Source organism: Nocardiopsis sp. LDBS0036 (assembly GCF_041228755.1).
Classification (GTDB): Bacteria; Actinomycetota; Actinomycetes; order Streptosporangiales; family Streptosporangiaceae; genus Nocardiopsis; species Nocardiopsis dassonvillei.
In genome coordinates this window covers 48,141-61,791 of the sequence record NZ_CP141103.1, presented here as the reverse complement: position 1 = coordinate 61,791, position 13,651 = coordinate 48,141, and the positions used below count along the sequence as shown (strand labels likewise).

The 13,651-nt window shown below is 73.3% G+C and carries 14 protein-coding genes and 1 pseudogene; all 15 read right to left on the bottom strand.

Annotation, left to right across the window (positions count from 1 at the left end; all coding sequences use genetic code 11):
• Positions 1-71 precede the first annotated feature (71 nt).
• The 15 genes and pseudogenes from UIS43_RS00105 to UIS43_RS00035 all read right to left on the bottom strand — a co-directional run bounded on the left by UIS43_RS00105 (position 72) and on the right by UIS43_RS00035 (position 13,251).
• Positions 72-1,091, bottom strand: a complete 1,020-nt coding sequence (locus UIS43_RS00105; RefSeq protein ID WP_013152277.1) for a glutathione S-transferase family protein — start codon at positions 1,089-1,091, stop codon at positions 72-74.
• A gap of 115 nt (positions 1,092-1,206) precedes the next feature.
• Positions 1,207-4,632 (bottom strand): OmpA family protein, encoded by a 3,426-nt coding sequence (locus UIS43_RS00100; protein WP_370012127.1) that lies wholly within the window; start codon positions 4,630-4,632, stop codon positions 1,207-1,209.
• Positions 4,633-4,648: 16 nt separating this feature from the next.
• Positions 4,649-5,050, bottom strand: coding sequence for a TadE/TadG family type IV pilus assembly protein (locus UIS43_RS00095; protein ID WP_013152275.1), 402 nt, complete (start codon positions 5,048-5,050; stop codon positions 4,649-4,651).
• Positions 5,047-5,463, bottom strand: a complete 417-nt coding sequence (locus UIS43_RS00090) for a TadE/TadG family type IV pilus assembly protein (protein ID WP_117198178.1) — start codon at positions 5,461-5,463, stop codon at positions 5,047-5,049. Before UIS43_RS00090 ends, UIS43_RS00095 begins: the two co-directional genes overlap by 4 nt.
• Before the next feature lie 14 nt (positions 5,464-5,477).
• Positions 5,478-5,663 (bottom strand): hypothetical protein, encoded by a 186-nt coding sequence (locus UIS43_RS00085; RefSeq protein ID WP_232832972.1) that lies wholly within the window; start codon positions 5,661-5,663, stop codon positions 5,478-5,480.
• Positions 5,664-5,708: 45 nt separating this feature from the next.
• Positions 5,709-5,804, bottom strand: a pseudogene (locus tag UIS43_RS00080) (TadE/TadG family type IV pilus assembly protein); the annotation flags it as partial.
• Positions 5,805-5,842: 38 nt separating this feature from the next.
• Positions 5,843-6,013 (bottom strand): hypothetical protein, encoded by a 171-nt coding sequence (locus UIS43_RS00075; protein ID WP_198662395.1) that lies wholly within the window; start codon positions 6,011-6,013, stop codon positions 5,843-5,845.
• A gap of 27 nt (positions 6,014-6,040) precedes the next feature.
• A complete protein-coding gene (locus UIS43_RS00070; RefSeq protein WP_232832971.1) occupies positions 6,041-6,934 on the bottom strand; it encodes a type II secretion system F family protein in 894 nt (297 codons plus the stop codon).
• Positions 6,931-7,818 carry a type II secretion system F family protein gene (locus UIS43_RS00065; RefSeq protein ID WP_117198175.1) on the bottom strand — a complete coding sequence of 296 codons (888 nt, stop codon included), beginning with the start codon at positions 7,816-7,818 and terminating at the stop codon, positions 6,931-6,933. Before UIS43_RS00065 ends, UIS43_RS00070 begins: the two co-directional genes overlap by 4 nt.
• Entirely contained in the window at positions 7,806-9,164 is a 1,359-nt protein-coding gene (locus tag UIS43_RS00060; protein ID WP_013152269.1) for a CpaF family protein, read from the bottom strand. Before UIS43_RS00060 ends, UIS43_RS00065 begins: the two co-directional genes overlap by 13 nt.
• Positions 9,161-9,934, bottom strand: coding sequence for a hypothetical protein (locus UIS43_RS00055; protein ID WP_370012125.1), 774 nt, complete (start codon positions 9,932-9,934; stop codon positions 9,161-9,163). Before UIS43_RS00055 ends, UIS43_RS00060 begins: the two co-directional genes overlap by 4 nt.
• Positions 9,934-10,608 carry an SAF domain-containing protein gene (locus UIS43_RS00050; protein ID WP_041552444.1) on the bottom strand — a complete coding sequence of 225 codons (675 nt, stop codon included), beginning with the start codon at positions 10,606-10,608 and terminating at the stop codon, positions 9,934-9,936. Before UIS43_RS00050 ends, UIS43_RS00055 begins: the two co-directional genes overlap by 1 nt.
• 21 nt (positions 10,609-10,629) lie before the next feature.
• Complete coding sequence (locus UIS43_RS00045) at positions 10,630-11,496, bottom strand: hypothetical protein (protein ID WP_013152266.1); 867 nt, start codon at positions 11,494-11,496, stop codon at positions 10,630-10,632.
• Positions 11,490-12,038, bottom strand: coding sequence for a hypothetical protein (locus UIS43_RS00040; RefSeq protein ID WP_013152265.1), 549 nt, complete (start codon positions 12,036-12,038; stop codon positions 11,490-11,492). Before UIS43_RS00040 ends, UIS43_RS00045 begins: the two co-directional genes overlap by 7 nt.
• 595 nt (positions 12,039-12,633) lie before the next feature.
• Complete coding sequence (locus tag UIS43_RS00035; protein WP_013152264.1) at positions 12,634-13,251, bottom strand: DeoR/GlpR family DNA-binding transcription regulator; 618 nt, start codon at positions 13,249-13,251, stop codon at positions 12,634-12,636.
• Positions 13,252-13,651: the final 400 nt, after the last annotated feature.

Sequence of the window (13,651 nt, the reverse complement as noted above, 5' to 3'; positions counted from 1 at the left end):
CGGCCACGGTTCCGGTACGTCCACCAGCGGATCGGAGACGCGCCAGGAGGGGTGCGGCCGGGGCGCGAGGGTCAGGAGATGTCGGGGACGCGCTCGCCCCTCGGAACCGGCCCCGGGGAGGTCCCGGCGCCGAAGGGGCTGCCGCCCAGCTCCTCGCGGTGGTGCGGGGTGAGCCAGCCGCGCGGATCGGGTCCTGCGGCGATGATCCGCGTGGGGTTGATCCCCGTGTGGACCCAGTAGTAGTGGATCCGGACGTGGTCGAGGTCGGTGGTGTCGCCGAACCCCGGCGTCTGGAACAGGTCGCGGGCGTAGGCCCACAGCGCCGGGTACTCCGACAGCTTGCGGACGTTGCACTTGAAGTGGCCGTGGTAGGCCGCGTCGAAGCGCACCAGGGTCGGGAAGAGCTTGATGTCGGCCTCGGTGATCGAGTCCCCGACCAGGTAGCGCCGACCGGAGAGGCGCTCCTCCAGCGCGTCCAGCCTGGCGAAGACGGCGGCGACCGCGGCGTCGTAGCGCCTCTGGTCGGGGGCGAACCCGGCCCGGTACACGCCGTTGTTGAGGTCGGTGTAGACCTCCCGGGACAGGGCGTCGATCTCGTCGCGCAGCGCGGACGGGTACAGGTCCGGGGCGCCGTCCCTGACCAGGCCGCCCCACTCGGTGTCCATGTCCCGGACCAGCTGGTCGAAGTCGTTGGTCACCAGGTGGCCGCTCTCCACGTCGACCAGGCCGGGGACGCTGACCCCGCCGTCGTAGGAGGGGTCGCGCGCCAGGTAGGCCTCGCGCAGGGCGTGGATGCCCAGGACGGGGTCCCTGTCGCCGGGGCTGCCGGTCGCCTCGGTGAACACCCAGTGCGGGTCGCCCTCGATGACCTCCTGGCGGGGGTCGGTGACGGCCAGGGAGACGGCCTGTTCCAGACCCATGAGCCGACGGGTGATGACGACCCGGTGCGCCCAGGGACAGGCGCGGCTGACGACCAGGCGGTAACGGCCCGGCTCGGCGCGGCGGCCGAAGCGGCCGTCTGCGGTGACCCGGTCGGCGAAGGCCGCCGGGTCGCGGGTGATCTCCTCGGTGGGCATCTGGTTGGCCCTCATCTGCGACCCCCTCGTCACGCTGGCGGGACGCGGCCGGAGCCGCGCACACTGTCCGTGCAGTGTACGGAGTCGGCTCCGGCCGTCCGCGCCACGACACCTGGGTGCGGGCCCCGGGTCAGGAGTTGTCCCTGGGGCGCCAGCTCCTTCCGCGTCCCGCCTTCTTGGGCTTGCGGAGCAGGGGCCGGGACGGCTGGGACCCGTCCGACTCCCCGCCATCGGTGTCCGGCACGGGGTGCTCGGCGACGGCTCCGGCGGGGGCGGTGGCGTTCCTGCGTTCGGCCCTGGTGCGCCTCTCCATGCGCTCCGCGCGGCTGGTGAGGGGCTCCGCGCCGGACGCGGCCGCGTTCTGGGCGCGGGCGCGGGCCCGCTCGGGGCGGGCGGGCTGGTCCGGGAGCGGGGGCTGCTCGGACCGCGCCGCCGGGGCGGACGGGGACGCCTGGGCCGCCGGAGCGGACGCGGTCCCGCTCGGCTTCGGGAGGCGGGAGCGCACGGCGCGTTTGGCGGCCTTGCGGACGGGGGCGGTCTCTTCCTCGGAGGCCGTCTCCTGCTGGGCGGGCGCCGTGCGCGTCTGCTGGGACGGGCGTTGGGCGCGGGCTGGAGAGGCGACCACCGACGGAACCGTGCCGGTGCTCGGACGCCCGGGGGCGGGCCTGGCGGGCTCGGGCTCCGGCTCACGCCGCTCGGCGGCGGGCCTGGCGGGGACGGCCTCCTCGGACGCGGGGCGCTGGGCTGGGGGCTCCGCGGGTGCGTTCTCCTTCGGCTGTTCCGTCCGTGCCGGAGCGGTGACCTGGGCGGACGCGTTCTCCCGGGGCTCGGCGGGCTCGGACGCGGTCTCCTCGGGCGCGCGCTGTTCCCGGGTCGCGGACGGCGCGGGCGCGGACAGCTCGGCGGCGTACTGTTCGGCGGAGGGCCGTTCGGACGGGGAGGCCACGGGGGCACCCTCCTCCCGGGCGGACCGCTCCGACGCACTCTGCTCGGGCGCGGACTCCTCGGCGGCGGCCTTCTCCGGAGCGGGTGCGGAGGCGGTGGGCCGCGCGGACTCGGACGGTCCCGTCACGGTCTCCCGGGACACCTGTTCCTCGGCGGCGAGCTGTTCGAACGCGGACGGCCGGGGCTCGGCCTCCTCGGCGGCGGACGGCTCGGGGGCGGAGCGGTCCGCTCCGGTGCCCGCGGGTTCCGCGTCCGCGGACGATCCGGAAACCACCTCCTCGGAAACGGAGGGTGCGGACGAGGAAGGCCGCGTCGTGCTCTCCTCCACGGCGGGCCGCCCGATGACGGAACCGTCCGACCGGGTGTCCGGCCGCGTGGAGACCTCCGACGCGGCCCCGAAGCGGGCCGTGTCGTCCGGCTCGGCCTCGGACCACAGTGCACCTGGCCGCTCGGGCACGGACGGCGCGGCCTCGGCCGACTCGGTCTCGGACCGGTCGGTGTCGGCCTTCCCGGCCGCGGGCGCGTCGGTCTCCCAGAAGTCGGTGTTCCAGACGTCGGCGTCCCAGAAGCCCTCCTCCGAGGCGTCGGCCGCCTTGGCCTTCCTGATCCCCTTGGTCCTCCTGGGCTTCGCGGCCGCCTCGGCCCTCTTCTGGTCCTTCTCGCCCACAGCGGCATCAACCGCATCGACTGACTCGGTCGACTCGGTCGACTCGGTCGACTCGGTCGACTCGGTCGACTCGGTCGACTCGGTCGACTCGGTCGACTCAGCCGTCTCTACCGGCTCGTTCGCCTCCGCCGTCTCAACAGCGGTCTGCTCCCCCAGGGCGCCGAGGAACGGCTCCGCGAAGGAACCGGCCTCCTCCAGCGCGACGTCCGGGACGGTCTCCGCGGCGGCCTCCGCGGCGGCCTCCGGGCTCGGCACCCGGTCACCGGTCTCCTCCAGGGCGGGCGAGGAGTGGCGGTAGGCGCGGACGGCGTCCATGACCTCCTCGGCGGTCGCGCCGGGCCAGGAGCAGTGGAAGACCGAGTTGAGCGGAGGGCTGGTCTCGGTGATGAGACCGTCCTCCTCGATGACGCAGCTGCCCCCGAGCGGCCAGCGGCCCAGGACCACGGCCGTGATGCCCTGCTGCTGCCCGTGCAGCAGCAGACCCGACAGCGCGGTCTCGTGCTCGGAGGTGGGCGAGGTCACCAGGGCCAGGGGCGTGTGCGGCCGCTCCCCCGGCTCCTCGACGATCTGGTGCAGCTCGCGCTGGAGGACGGTCAGGGCCTCCTCCATCGTGCCGACCATCCGCACGGGCTCGCAGGGATGCGCGCGCAGCAGGTCGCGGCCCCGGTCGCCCACCAGGCGGGCGGCCTCGGCCTCGGTGAGCAGCACGCGCACGGCGTCGCCGTTGAGGCGGTCGAGCGCGTTGACGATGAGGCGCCGGGCGGCCCCCGCCGCACCCGGCCCGGTGATGCCGAGGCCGGGCACGTGGTCGAGTTCCACCGTCACCCGCTCGTCGATCTCGTCCCCGGGGGTGGGGCGGGGCGGCGGGGCGGTCAGGGCCAGACGGCGGGGCGCCCTCGGCAGGCGGGGCAGGCTCAGGCTGACGCCGGGCATCCGGACGCCCCGCTTGCCCAGCAGGTATCCCCCGGCCAGGCCCGCGAACGCCACCGCTCCGGTGACGGCGCCGTCGGGGATCTCCACGACCAGCACGTTCTCGCCGTCCCCGGCGGCCTCGGCGGCGGCAGCGGCCGCCGCCTCCACGGGGTCGTCCTCCTCGACGGGGGCAGCGGTCTCCCCGGCACCGGGGTCCGGCGTCTCGGCGGCCATCACACGCGACTGGAGGGAGGTCGGCTGCGGAACGACGGTGTAGGCGACCTCGGCCCTGCGCTGGGCGGCGGCGCCGCCCTCGCGGGGCTGCTCGGAGCCGACGCCCTCCACCTCCATCTCCGGGGCCTCCTCGCCCAGGACCTCGTCGAGGTGGTCGGCGACCGCCTGGGCCCGGCGCTCGGACAGCTCCTGGTTGGTCTGGGCGTTCCCGCTGGGGTCGGTGTGGCCGGTGATACGCACGGGCGTCTCGGTGTCGCCGTAGGAGTCGATCATCTCCGCGACCGGTGCGAGGTCGTCGCGCATCTGCTCGGTGAGCTCGGCCGAGCCGACGCCGAAACCGGAGACGGTGCGCACCCGCTCGACGGGCTGCGCGGACGGGGCCTCCTCGGGGGCGGGGGGCGCGTCGGCGTCCTGCTGCCCGTCCGCCTCGCGGTCCTCCTGCGTGGTGACGGTGTCGGCGAACGCGGTGGCCGGGGCGACCGCCACGGTTCCCACGGCGGCCGCCGCCACCACCTGGAGCGGCCCGAGGGGGCGCAGCCTGCGGGGCATGCCGCGCAGGCGGGCGAAGGTCTCCACGACCAGTCCGGCCGCGTACAGACCCCACAGGGCCCACAGCACGGTGATGAGCAGGGCGGTGAACACACCCGGCGGCAGACGCCAGCCGCGCAGGTGGGCCGCGGCCACGGCCCAGGAGTCCGGCAGCTCCGGCCAGGGCAGATGCCACAGGAGCAGGTAGGGGATGCCGAGCAGGATCGCCGCTGCGAGCAGGAGGGCGCTCAGCCGTCGGATCTGGGTCATGTCCGCCTCACTGGAGCTAGGGAGTCGGCTGGGTGTGGGGACGTGCGGTGGCCGTGGCGTCGACGGTGGTCGAGCCCATCGGTAGGAGGGTGAAGGAGTAGTCCACCGAGCAGGTCACGGTCACGGTGTCGCCGCTGACCGCGACCGTACCGGTGGCACCGGCGGCGTTGAGGAAGGACTGCGCGGCGGCGGAGGCCGCCGAGGGGTCGAGGGCGACCTCGTTCGTGCCCTCGCGGTAGGAGGACCAGTCGAGCTGCTGGACGCCCGCACGCGCGGCCTCCTGGGCCAGGGTGGCGGCCTCGTTGCGGGCGCGCATCAGACCGCCGCCGTCGGTGACCAGGCCCAGGCAGAGGAGGAAGGCCGAGGCCAGGATGGCGACGAACGCCGTGGTCTGGCCCCTGTCGTCCGTGCGTCTCACGGCTGCCCCCTGAAGGTGTCGACGACGACGGTGGCGTCCCCGGTGATCGTCATGGTTCCGGGGACGCCCAGCCCGGTCAGGCCGCTCAGTCCGACGCGGCACTCGACCACGGCGGTGACCGCCCCTCCAGGGGTCAGACCGCCGTGGTCGAGGGTGACGGAGTGGTCGCCGCAGACCAGGCCGTTCTCGGCGAGGGAACTCGCCGCGGTACTTGAGGCCGCTCCCTCTGCGGCGGCGACGCTGCGTTCGAGGGAGGCCGCCCGGGCAGCGGAGTGCGCCACCTGGTCGGCGGTGGAGTTGGCGTCCGCCACCCTCCCGGCGAGCACCATGAGCATGGCGAACGCCAGGAGGGCGGGAGTGAGGAGTACCAGTTCCACCGTCGCCGAGCCCCGGTCAGCTCGCTCGGAGTCCATGGAGTGCGCACAAATCACGGGGCTGCCTCCGAGGGGACGAAACGCTCCACGGGTGCGGTGACCTCGTGGCCCACCGGCCAACTGAAGCCGGGGATGAGGCTGGGCACCTCGGCGTCCACCACCACGCGTACCTCCTGCGCGCTGCGGCTGACGGACACGTCGAGACCGGAGAGGAAGGAACCTCCGGCCTGCTCAGCCACCGACGTGCCACCACCCGCAGTACGCGACTGCTCAGCGGTCCTGCGTGCGATGTCGGCGACAACGTGGTCACCATGCATCCACAGGGCCGTCTGGATGACCAACATGACTAGGGCCAGCAGCACAGGCGCGGCTATGGCCATTTCGGCGTTACCGCGGTCGTCCCGGGCAAAGGACAAGATCAGCCGCCGCCAATAGCGGTGATGTTCTCCCTGATGACCCCATCGATAGCGACAGCCGCCGCGCCAGCGGCGAGTACGAGGACCGCGGTAATGATCACTGTCTCGGTCGAGTAGCCGTCGTCCCTCCGGCTGAGCAGCCGGGAGCTGAGATAGGCGGTGATGCGCTGCATCGGGGTTCTCCAAGGTGTGTCGAGTTTTCATGAGCTAAACAGGATGTGGCTTATAGCCGGATACCCCAGGAGGGCGAGGAATCCGGCGAAGAGGAGGACCACCGGCAAGCTCATCCGCTCGGTAGCGGATTGGGCCTCGGCGTCCATCTCAGCAAGGAACTGGGTACGCAGTGTCTTGGCTTTGGAGGCCAGAGAACTGCGAATGCGCGCGCCGTCGGCTCCGGCAAGCTGGAGGCTGGCCGCGAGCTCGGCGAATTCGGGGGTGTCGTAGCGCTCACCGAGGTCGCGTAGCGCAGTCCAGGGCGACTGACGCATGAGCGTTGCCTCGCGTAGGCTCTCCCGGATACGGGCCATGGCCCATCCGTTTCCTGCAGCGCTAGCATCGGACAGAGCGCCGTTGACACCCGCTCCCCCGGCCAGCGACACCACCACCAGGTCAGCGAAGCTCGCCAGAGCACGACGCATTTGCTCCCGACGTTTGTTCGCCTCATCTCGCAGGGACATGTCAGGTGCAGACCAGGTTCCGAGAACGAACAACACCCACATGACCGCCGCGACCGTAGCGGACGGCCGCACTCCAGCCAACGAGAGAATCGTTCCCAGCAAGGGTGGCAGGGCCAGGCCCAACAGCAAGCTGGTGAACTTCTCCGCGAGATAGGACTCCGGTGAACGCTCGCACACTCGCAGATTGCGCCGTGTGCGGGGTCCTGGCATTCCGAAACCCTCAAGGATCGGAGCACCGATCTTTCCCAGGCGTGTCAGCACCCCGGTGTCCGGACCAGCGACCATGACAGGTCGGGGAGGTGGCGGCGCGGCCAGACGTTCAGCGAGCGTGGGCCGAGCCCAGCGAGCGGCGAAGAGCGCCCATAGGGCCAGCCCGAGGGCGGCACCCGCGAGCGCCGCAGCCAGAACAGGGGTCATCGAACGGCCTCCGTGGTGCGGGAAGAAGCAGGTGCGAGCACACGGGGCCCCAGGTCAAAGCGGGACATTCGGGACAGCCAGATGAGCGCCGCCGCCCACAGGCCACCAATGCCCGCGAGTACCACCTGGCCGACGAAGCCGTCGAACGGTTCCAGGTAGTCGGGGTTGGTCACCAACATGAACGCCGCTACGCCCACGGTCGTACCGACGATGATGCGAGTGGACGTACGCAGCCGCGCACGGCTCGCCGCCACACGCACGAGCATCGCCGCCTGCTCCCGGGCGGCCTCCGACAGGCTGCCGAGCAGTGTGCCCAGGTCGGTGGCGTGCCTAGTGGCGGCCGTGCTCAGAGCGGCAGCAACCAGATCAGCGGTGGGGTTGTCCACCTCGTCCGCGAAGGCCCGCAACGCACCCTGCGTGGGCTGACCGGCCCGCAGCCGCTCCGCCAGCCTGGCGACCGGTTCCCTCACCGGCTCGGGCGCGATGGGCACCGTGGCGGCCACGGCCTGGTGCAGACCGGCCGCACCGGCCATCAGGTCGCGCAGCATCTCGGTCCAGGCCGCGACGGCCTCGACCCCCGCCACCTGTTTCTCATGACCGCGGTCGGGACCCAGCACCGCCGGGCCCCACCAGCAGCCCGCGGCGGCGAGCACACCGGCCACCGGCCACCCGGTGACGAACCAGACCAGCAGGCCGCCGACGACCGCAGCGACCAACCTCAACGGGCGCTGGCGGCCGAACAGGAGCGCCCGCCACTGCGGAACCCGCGAGGTACGCGAGTTACCACCGGACGCCGCCAGCGACGCCAGGGCCAGCCACAGCCCCGCGCCGAGCAGGACGCCCGCGGCGGCGACGAGCAGAACAGGAGTCGTCACCGTGCCCACCCCACCGTGTCCGGGCTCAGCATCGCCGGGTCGAACCCGGCCTCGGCCAGGGCGTCGAGCGTGTTGGGGCTGGGCGGCGCCGCGGGCAGGGGCCCGTTGCGGTCGCGCCGGTAGATCTCGTTGGAGACCACGTTCTGCCCCTCGGCCCCCACCACCTCGCGCACGCTCGTGACCATGCGCCCGCCCGTGGGCAGCGCCGACACGTGCACGACCAGGTGCACGGCGGCGGCCACCAGGGACGCGGTGGCATCCAGGGGCAGGCGCTCGGCGGACTGGGCGGCGTAGGCGCCCAGCTTGGTGAAGGCGCCCGCGGAGTTGGCGGCGTGCAGGGTGGTGAGGCTGCCGTCGTTGCCCTGGCTCATGGCGTTGAGCAGCGGGACGGTCTCGTGGCCGCGCGTCTCACCGACGATGACCCGGTCCGGCGACATGCGCAGGGCCGTGCGCACCAGGTCGGCGATGGTGATCTCGCCGACGCCCTCGACGTTGGCCGGTCGGGCCTGGAGGGCGACGCAGTCGGGGTGGGCGTCGCGGTCGCGGTCCAGCCCGAGTTCGAAGACGTCCTCGATGGTGACGAGGCGTTCGTCCACGGGGATCTCGGCGGCCAGGGCCCGCAGCAGGGTGGTCTTGCCCGCGCCGGTGCCGCCGGTGATGACCATGTTGCGGCGGGAGCGCACCCCAGCGCGCAGCAGAGCGACCAGGGTGTCGTCGATCGTGCCCAGTCCGTGGAGCTGTTCGAGGGTGGTGCGGCCGTAGCGGTGGCGGCGGATGGACACCGAGGGCTGCCGGGCGACCTCCATGACCGCGTTGAGGCGCTCGCCGCCGGGCAGCTGCATGTCGAGGATGGGCGCGCCCGGGTCGAAGCGGCGCTCCCCCGTGGCGGACTCCGACGCCAGGCGCCGGACCAGGGCGACGACCTCGTCGGGGTCGTCGAAGAGGGAGTCGTGCCGCTCGCGGCTTCCGTCGGCGCGGCGCACCCACACGTGCACGCCGTTGATGTTGATGTTCTCGATCCCGGGATCGTCCAGGAGCGGCTGGAGGGGTCCGAGCCCGCACACCCGGGCCAGGGCGCCAGCGGCGACGGAGGCCTCGGTCGTGGCGTCGAGCACCTGCCTGCCCTCGGACAGGGCGCGGCTCGCGTCCTCGTCGAGGATCTGGGCGATGACGCGTTCGGCGCGGGCGCGGTACTCCTCGGGCGTGTCCTCGGGTTGGCCGCGGGTCTCCTCGCTGAGCCGCCGGGTGGCCTCGGTGACGGTCCGCTCCACGCGGTCGGCCACGGTGCGGGCCCGGTCGGTGTCCAGGAAGTAGCCGTCGGTGATGTCGTATCCGGCGTCGTGTCCGCTGCTCATGCGTGGACCCCCGTCGCCTCGGGCGCGGGCGCCGGGGCTCCGCCGCCGTCGGCCGGCTCAGCGGGGCGGACGCCCTCGGCGAGGTCCTTCGCCAGACGCGCCGCCGCCTTCAGCAGGGGCCTGCGCTGCGGCTTGCGCGGGTTGGCCTCCCCGCGCAGGAAGGCCGCGGAGCGCGCGTCGTCGGGGAGCCGCCCCCACACGCCCGGGCCCAGCGCGCCCTCGATCTCGCGGACGTTGCCGGAGCCGCCGACGACGACGGTGCGCAGGCGCGGCAGGCTGTGGGTCAGGGCCTCGGAGGCCTCCTTGGCCCGGCGCAGCTGCGCCAGGTCGTCGGCGACGAGCAGCAGTGCCTCGTCGGCCCACGTGGCCAGTGCGGCGGCGGACGCGCCGGGGGTCAGGCGGCCCAGGTCCAGGACGACCGCGGGCCCGTCTGCGGAGACGAGCACGCCGGGGTTCTGGGCGAGCAGGCGCACGGCGCCCTCGGCGCGGTCGGCGGTGACGGGCGCGTGGCACACCGACAGCCCTCCGGGGAGGATCTGGGTGTGCGCGGCCAGGTCGGCGGAGGCCCCGCCGTGCCGGGCGGCGGCGGCCAGGCCGGTCAGGCCGGGGTCCGGCTGGAGGCGGCGCCAGGTGGCGACGTCGCCGCCGGAGGCGTCGGTCTCCACCAGGACGGCTCCGGCCTCGCCTGGCCAGACCGCGGCCAGTGCCATGGCCGCGCAGGTGACGCCGGGTGCTCCGCCCAGGGAGAAGAGCGCCACGGTCCGGGGCATCACGCGCCTCCCCGCGGGTTGACCTGGACGACGCTGACCCGCTCGACGGCGGCGGCCGAGGCGATGGCGGCGGCGTCGGCGGAGGACGCGACGAGTTCAAGTTCCACCGAGCCGTCCTCGGCGGCGGAGGGCTGGACGTCGCGCACGAGCGCGCGGTAGGCCTCGACGCCGCCGCCCGTGGCGCCCTCCTCGGGGTGGACCACCACGGAGACCGCGGCGCCGGGGCCGATCGAGGCGGGGAAGCGGCCCACGCGCAGGGCCACGCCGAGCACGGCGCGGTCCCGCTCGGGGAAGGCGGCCTCGGTGCCCAGGGCGGCCTCGGGGAGGAGGCCGCCCTCGGTGACGGGCACGGTGAGGGTCTGGCCGACGGTCGCCTCCAGGCGGTCGGCGCCGACGAAGGAGACCCCGTCGGCGACGGAGATCCGCGCGACCCGCAGGTCCTCCGCGGTCACCACGTGGCCCGCGGGCAGGTCGGTGTCGGCGACGAGCACGCCCTGCCGGTCGTCCATCTGCTCAAGGGCCACAACACCGGTCAGGCCGCCCGCGGTCATCATGCCCAGGGCCAGGACCAGCCACCGCCAGCGGCGGGGTCCGCTGCCCAGGAGCCGCACCGGAGGGGTCTCCCCCTGCCGCGGGGAGGCCGCGGGGGCCGGTGCCGTCTTCGTGTCCACCACGTCTGTCGTCTTCTTTCGGTGTTAGCGGTTGCCGGTGCCGGTGACCAGGCCCTGGGATTCGGCCACCTGGAGTTCGACCTGCGAGGTCGTGGTGAGCGGGTCGAACTCGCCCGTCGCGCCCTCGGCGAACTCGCCCTCGGTGATCTCCCAGCCCACGTTCCATCCGACCTGGACGGTGACGGGGTAGGCGCCGCCGGGCTGGCCGTCGGAGGGCAGGGTGTAGACGTGCCCGCAGTCGGGGGAGGCCGACTCGGGGTCGTGCACGGCCGGGTCGAAGGGCGTCCCGGGGCCCTCGCAGCTGATCTGCGTGCCGTCGCCCAGCGTCCAGACGGTGGAGACGGGGCTGGCGCTGACCGTGAAGGAGGAGTCCTGGAGCTCGGCGGAGGCCTCGGTGGCCTCCCAGTCCTGGGACTCCACCCACAGCCACACGGGGGTGTTGACCAGGACCAGGGAGTCGCTGCCCGGGGAGGTCTCGATCCGGGGCGGGGGCAGTTCGAAGGAGGCCATGGCCTCCTGGAGGGCGGTGACCATGTCGGTGCCCTCCTGCCCCTCCTCCCCGTCCTGCTCGTAGTCGATGGACTCCCAGTCGATGGCGCTCCAGTCCACCTGGGACCAGTCGATCGCGTCCCAGTCGACGTGGGCGTAGGGGTCGTCCTGGGCTCCGGAGCCGCCGGAGCCCCCCGAGCCGCCCGAACCGCCGGAGCCCTGCTGGCCCGCCTGGCTCTGCCACCAGCGCAGCAGGATGGAGCAGCCGTTCCCGCCCGAGCTGCCGCACTCGATCTGCCCGAGGAAGGAGCCGTCGTCGGCGTGCGCGGGGGCGGTGGCGGCTCCGGCCGCCAGCAGGGTCAGTACCGCGGCCGTGGCCGTGGGTCGTACGAGTCTCAGCATGATCCCGCTTCCCAGATCCTGAGGTCGGACACGCGCCAGGCGAGTCCGTCGTGAATGAGTGTGGCCTCGACGAGGCGCGGGCCCTGCCCGGAGGAGGCGCCCATGCCGAGGTTCCAGCCGGAGTCGTCGAGGCAGTCGTCGACCGTCGCGCTGTCGGGTCCCTCGACCGCGGCGACGGGGTCGAGGACGGGTTCGCCGGTGACCTGGGCACCGGCGGTACGGGCCCCCTCCAGGGCCGCGCTCATGAGGGCGTAGGCGCCGCCCACGGCGTAGTCCCGGAGTTCGGGGGGAACCTCGCCGCCCTCGTGGGAGGCGGCCACGACCGTGTCCCACATGCCGGTGTAGGCGGCGAGCGCCGCGGCCTCCTCGTCGCCGGACGGGGCGGCCGGGGAACTCGGTGCGGCCTCCGCCCCGGAGACCGCGCCCTCGGAGACCCCGCTTTCGGAGGATGAGCAGCCCGCCGCCAGGGCGAGGACCGCACAGCATCCCGCGATCGCGGCCGCGCGCGGGACGGCGCCGGTTCTTCTCACGGCTGTCGTCATCGGTGCGTTCTCCACTGCCGGGGAAGGGGAGGGGTGGTGCAGCATGGCGGAACCGACCCGGTGAACGGGCCCTTTCCCTTCCGACGAGGGGCGGGGGCGGTCTCCTGCGCCGGGAGGTCACGGGACCGGACGCGGAGGCCGTTGAGCGGAACGGGCGGAGGAGGGGACCCCCTCGCCCGGGTTCGGTCCGCCGCGGGTCGGCGTGACCCGAGTCGCGCGGGGCGGAGCCCGAGGACTGACCGAAACCACGTGGTATTGGTTGGGTTTTATCTGTCCTTGCGTGAGCTTATAGAGAAGTCGCCTGTCGTAACAACCCCCGTGCCCCTTCTGTGACTGTGGACCGGCGGAGCTTCCGGACATCAGCCTCACGGCACCCCGAGAAGAACACGCATCCGCGGCCCTGCGACAAACACACGCAAAACAACATCTGAACGACACCGCCGTTGGAGCCGGTTGCCCCGTCTCCGACCCGCGGGACTGGTCGGAGACGGGGCGGGGAGGGCGCCGCGGTGTGGAGCGCGACACATCCGTCGGCCGCCGGACGCGTCCGGCGGCCGACCCGTTCGTCACCGGGCGTGTCCGGCGCCGGGCGGGATCAGACCACGCGTACGCGCGGTCCGCGTCCGCGCAGCCTCCGGACGTCCTCGGGATCGGTGCCGCTGTCGGTGATGAGGCAGTCCACCTCGTGCAGGCGCGCGAAGCGGGAGATGCGGTCGCCGCCGATCCTGGTGTGGTCGGCCAGCAGCACGGTCCTGGACGAGGCCCGCACCATGGCCTGCCTGGTCATCACCTCCGCGGGATCGGCACAGGTCAGGCCCCGCCCGGGGGACACGCCGTCGGCGACGATGAAGGCCACGTCGACGTGGAGCTGCTCCAGCAGGCGCACGGAGGCCAGCGTGGTCCCGGCCGCCGCGCTCACCCGGCCCCCCAGGAGGTGCACGGAGAGGTCGCGGCGCGAGGCCAGCCCCAGCGCGGCCGGGACCGAGTTGGTCAGGACGCTCAGCCCGCACCCGGCGGGCAGCAACCACGCGATCCGCTCCGCCATCGGCCCGGCGTCGAGCATGATCACCCCGTCCTTCGGCAGTTCCTCCAGGGCGGCCCTGGCGATCCTGCCCTCGGCGACCGAGAGCCGCCCCGTTCCGGACGGTGTCGTCGTGGCGCTCGCTCCAGCTGCCTGCCTGACAACCGTGGCGCCACCGCTGAGACCACTCACAAGGTCCTCCGATCCGTCGATGGTCAACCCCTCGGCCGAGGGGGCGACGGGCCCCGGCCCGGCGAGTGAATGCGATCGGGTCCTCTGCTTCCTCACGAAGAGAGCATCCCGGCCGAAGGGGAACGGTATGCGAATACCCCCGCTGTTCGGGGAAAACCGTTGCGAAATGGCAACGTCACCCTGGGTGCGGGCCTCGTACGGGAGCCGCCGACCTGCGGGTCGGGCACCTCGGCGGTGGCGGAGCGGCGGCGCGAGGGAGGGAAATCCTCGGCAGGGTCTTCTACCACAGCAGAAGGGGACACAAGGCAACGCACACGGACGGGAACGGAAACATAAGTGCAACTGGTTCCACATCTGGCTGCAATAGTGTTATTTTCATCTCTCCCGGGGGAGCGGTCGT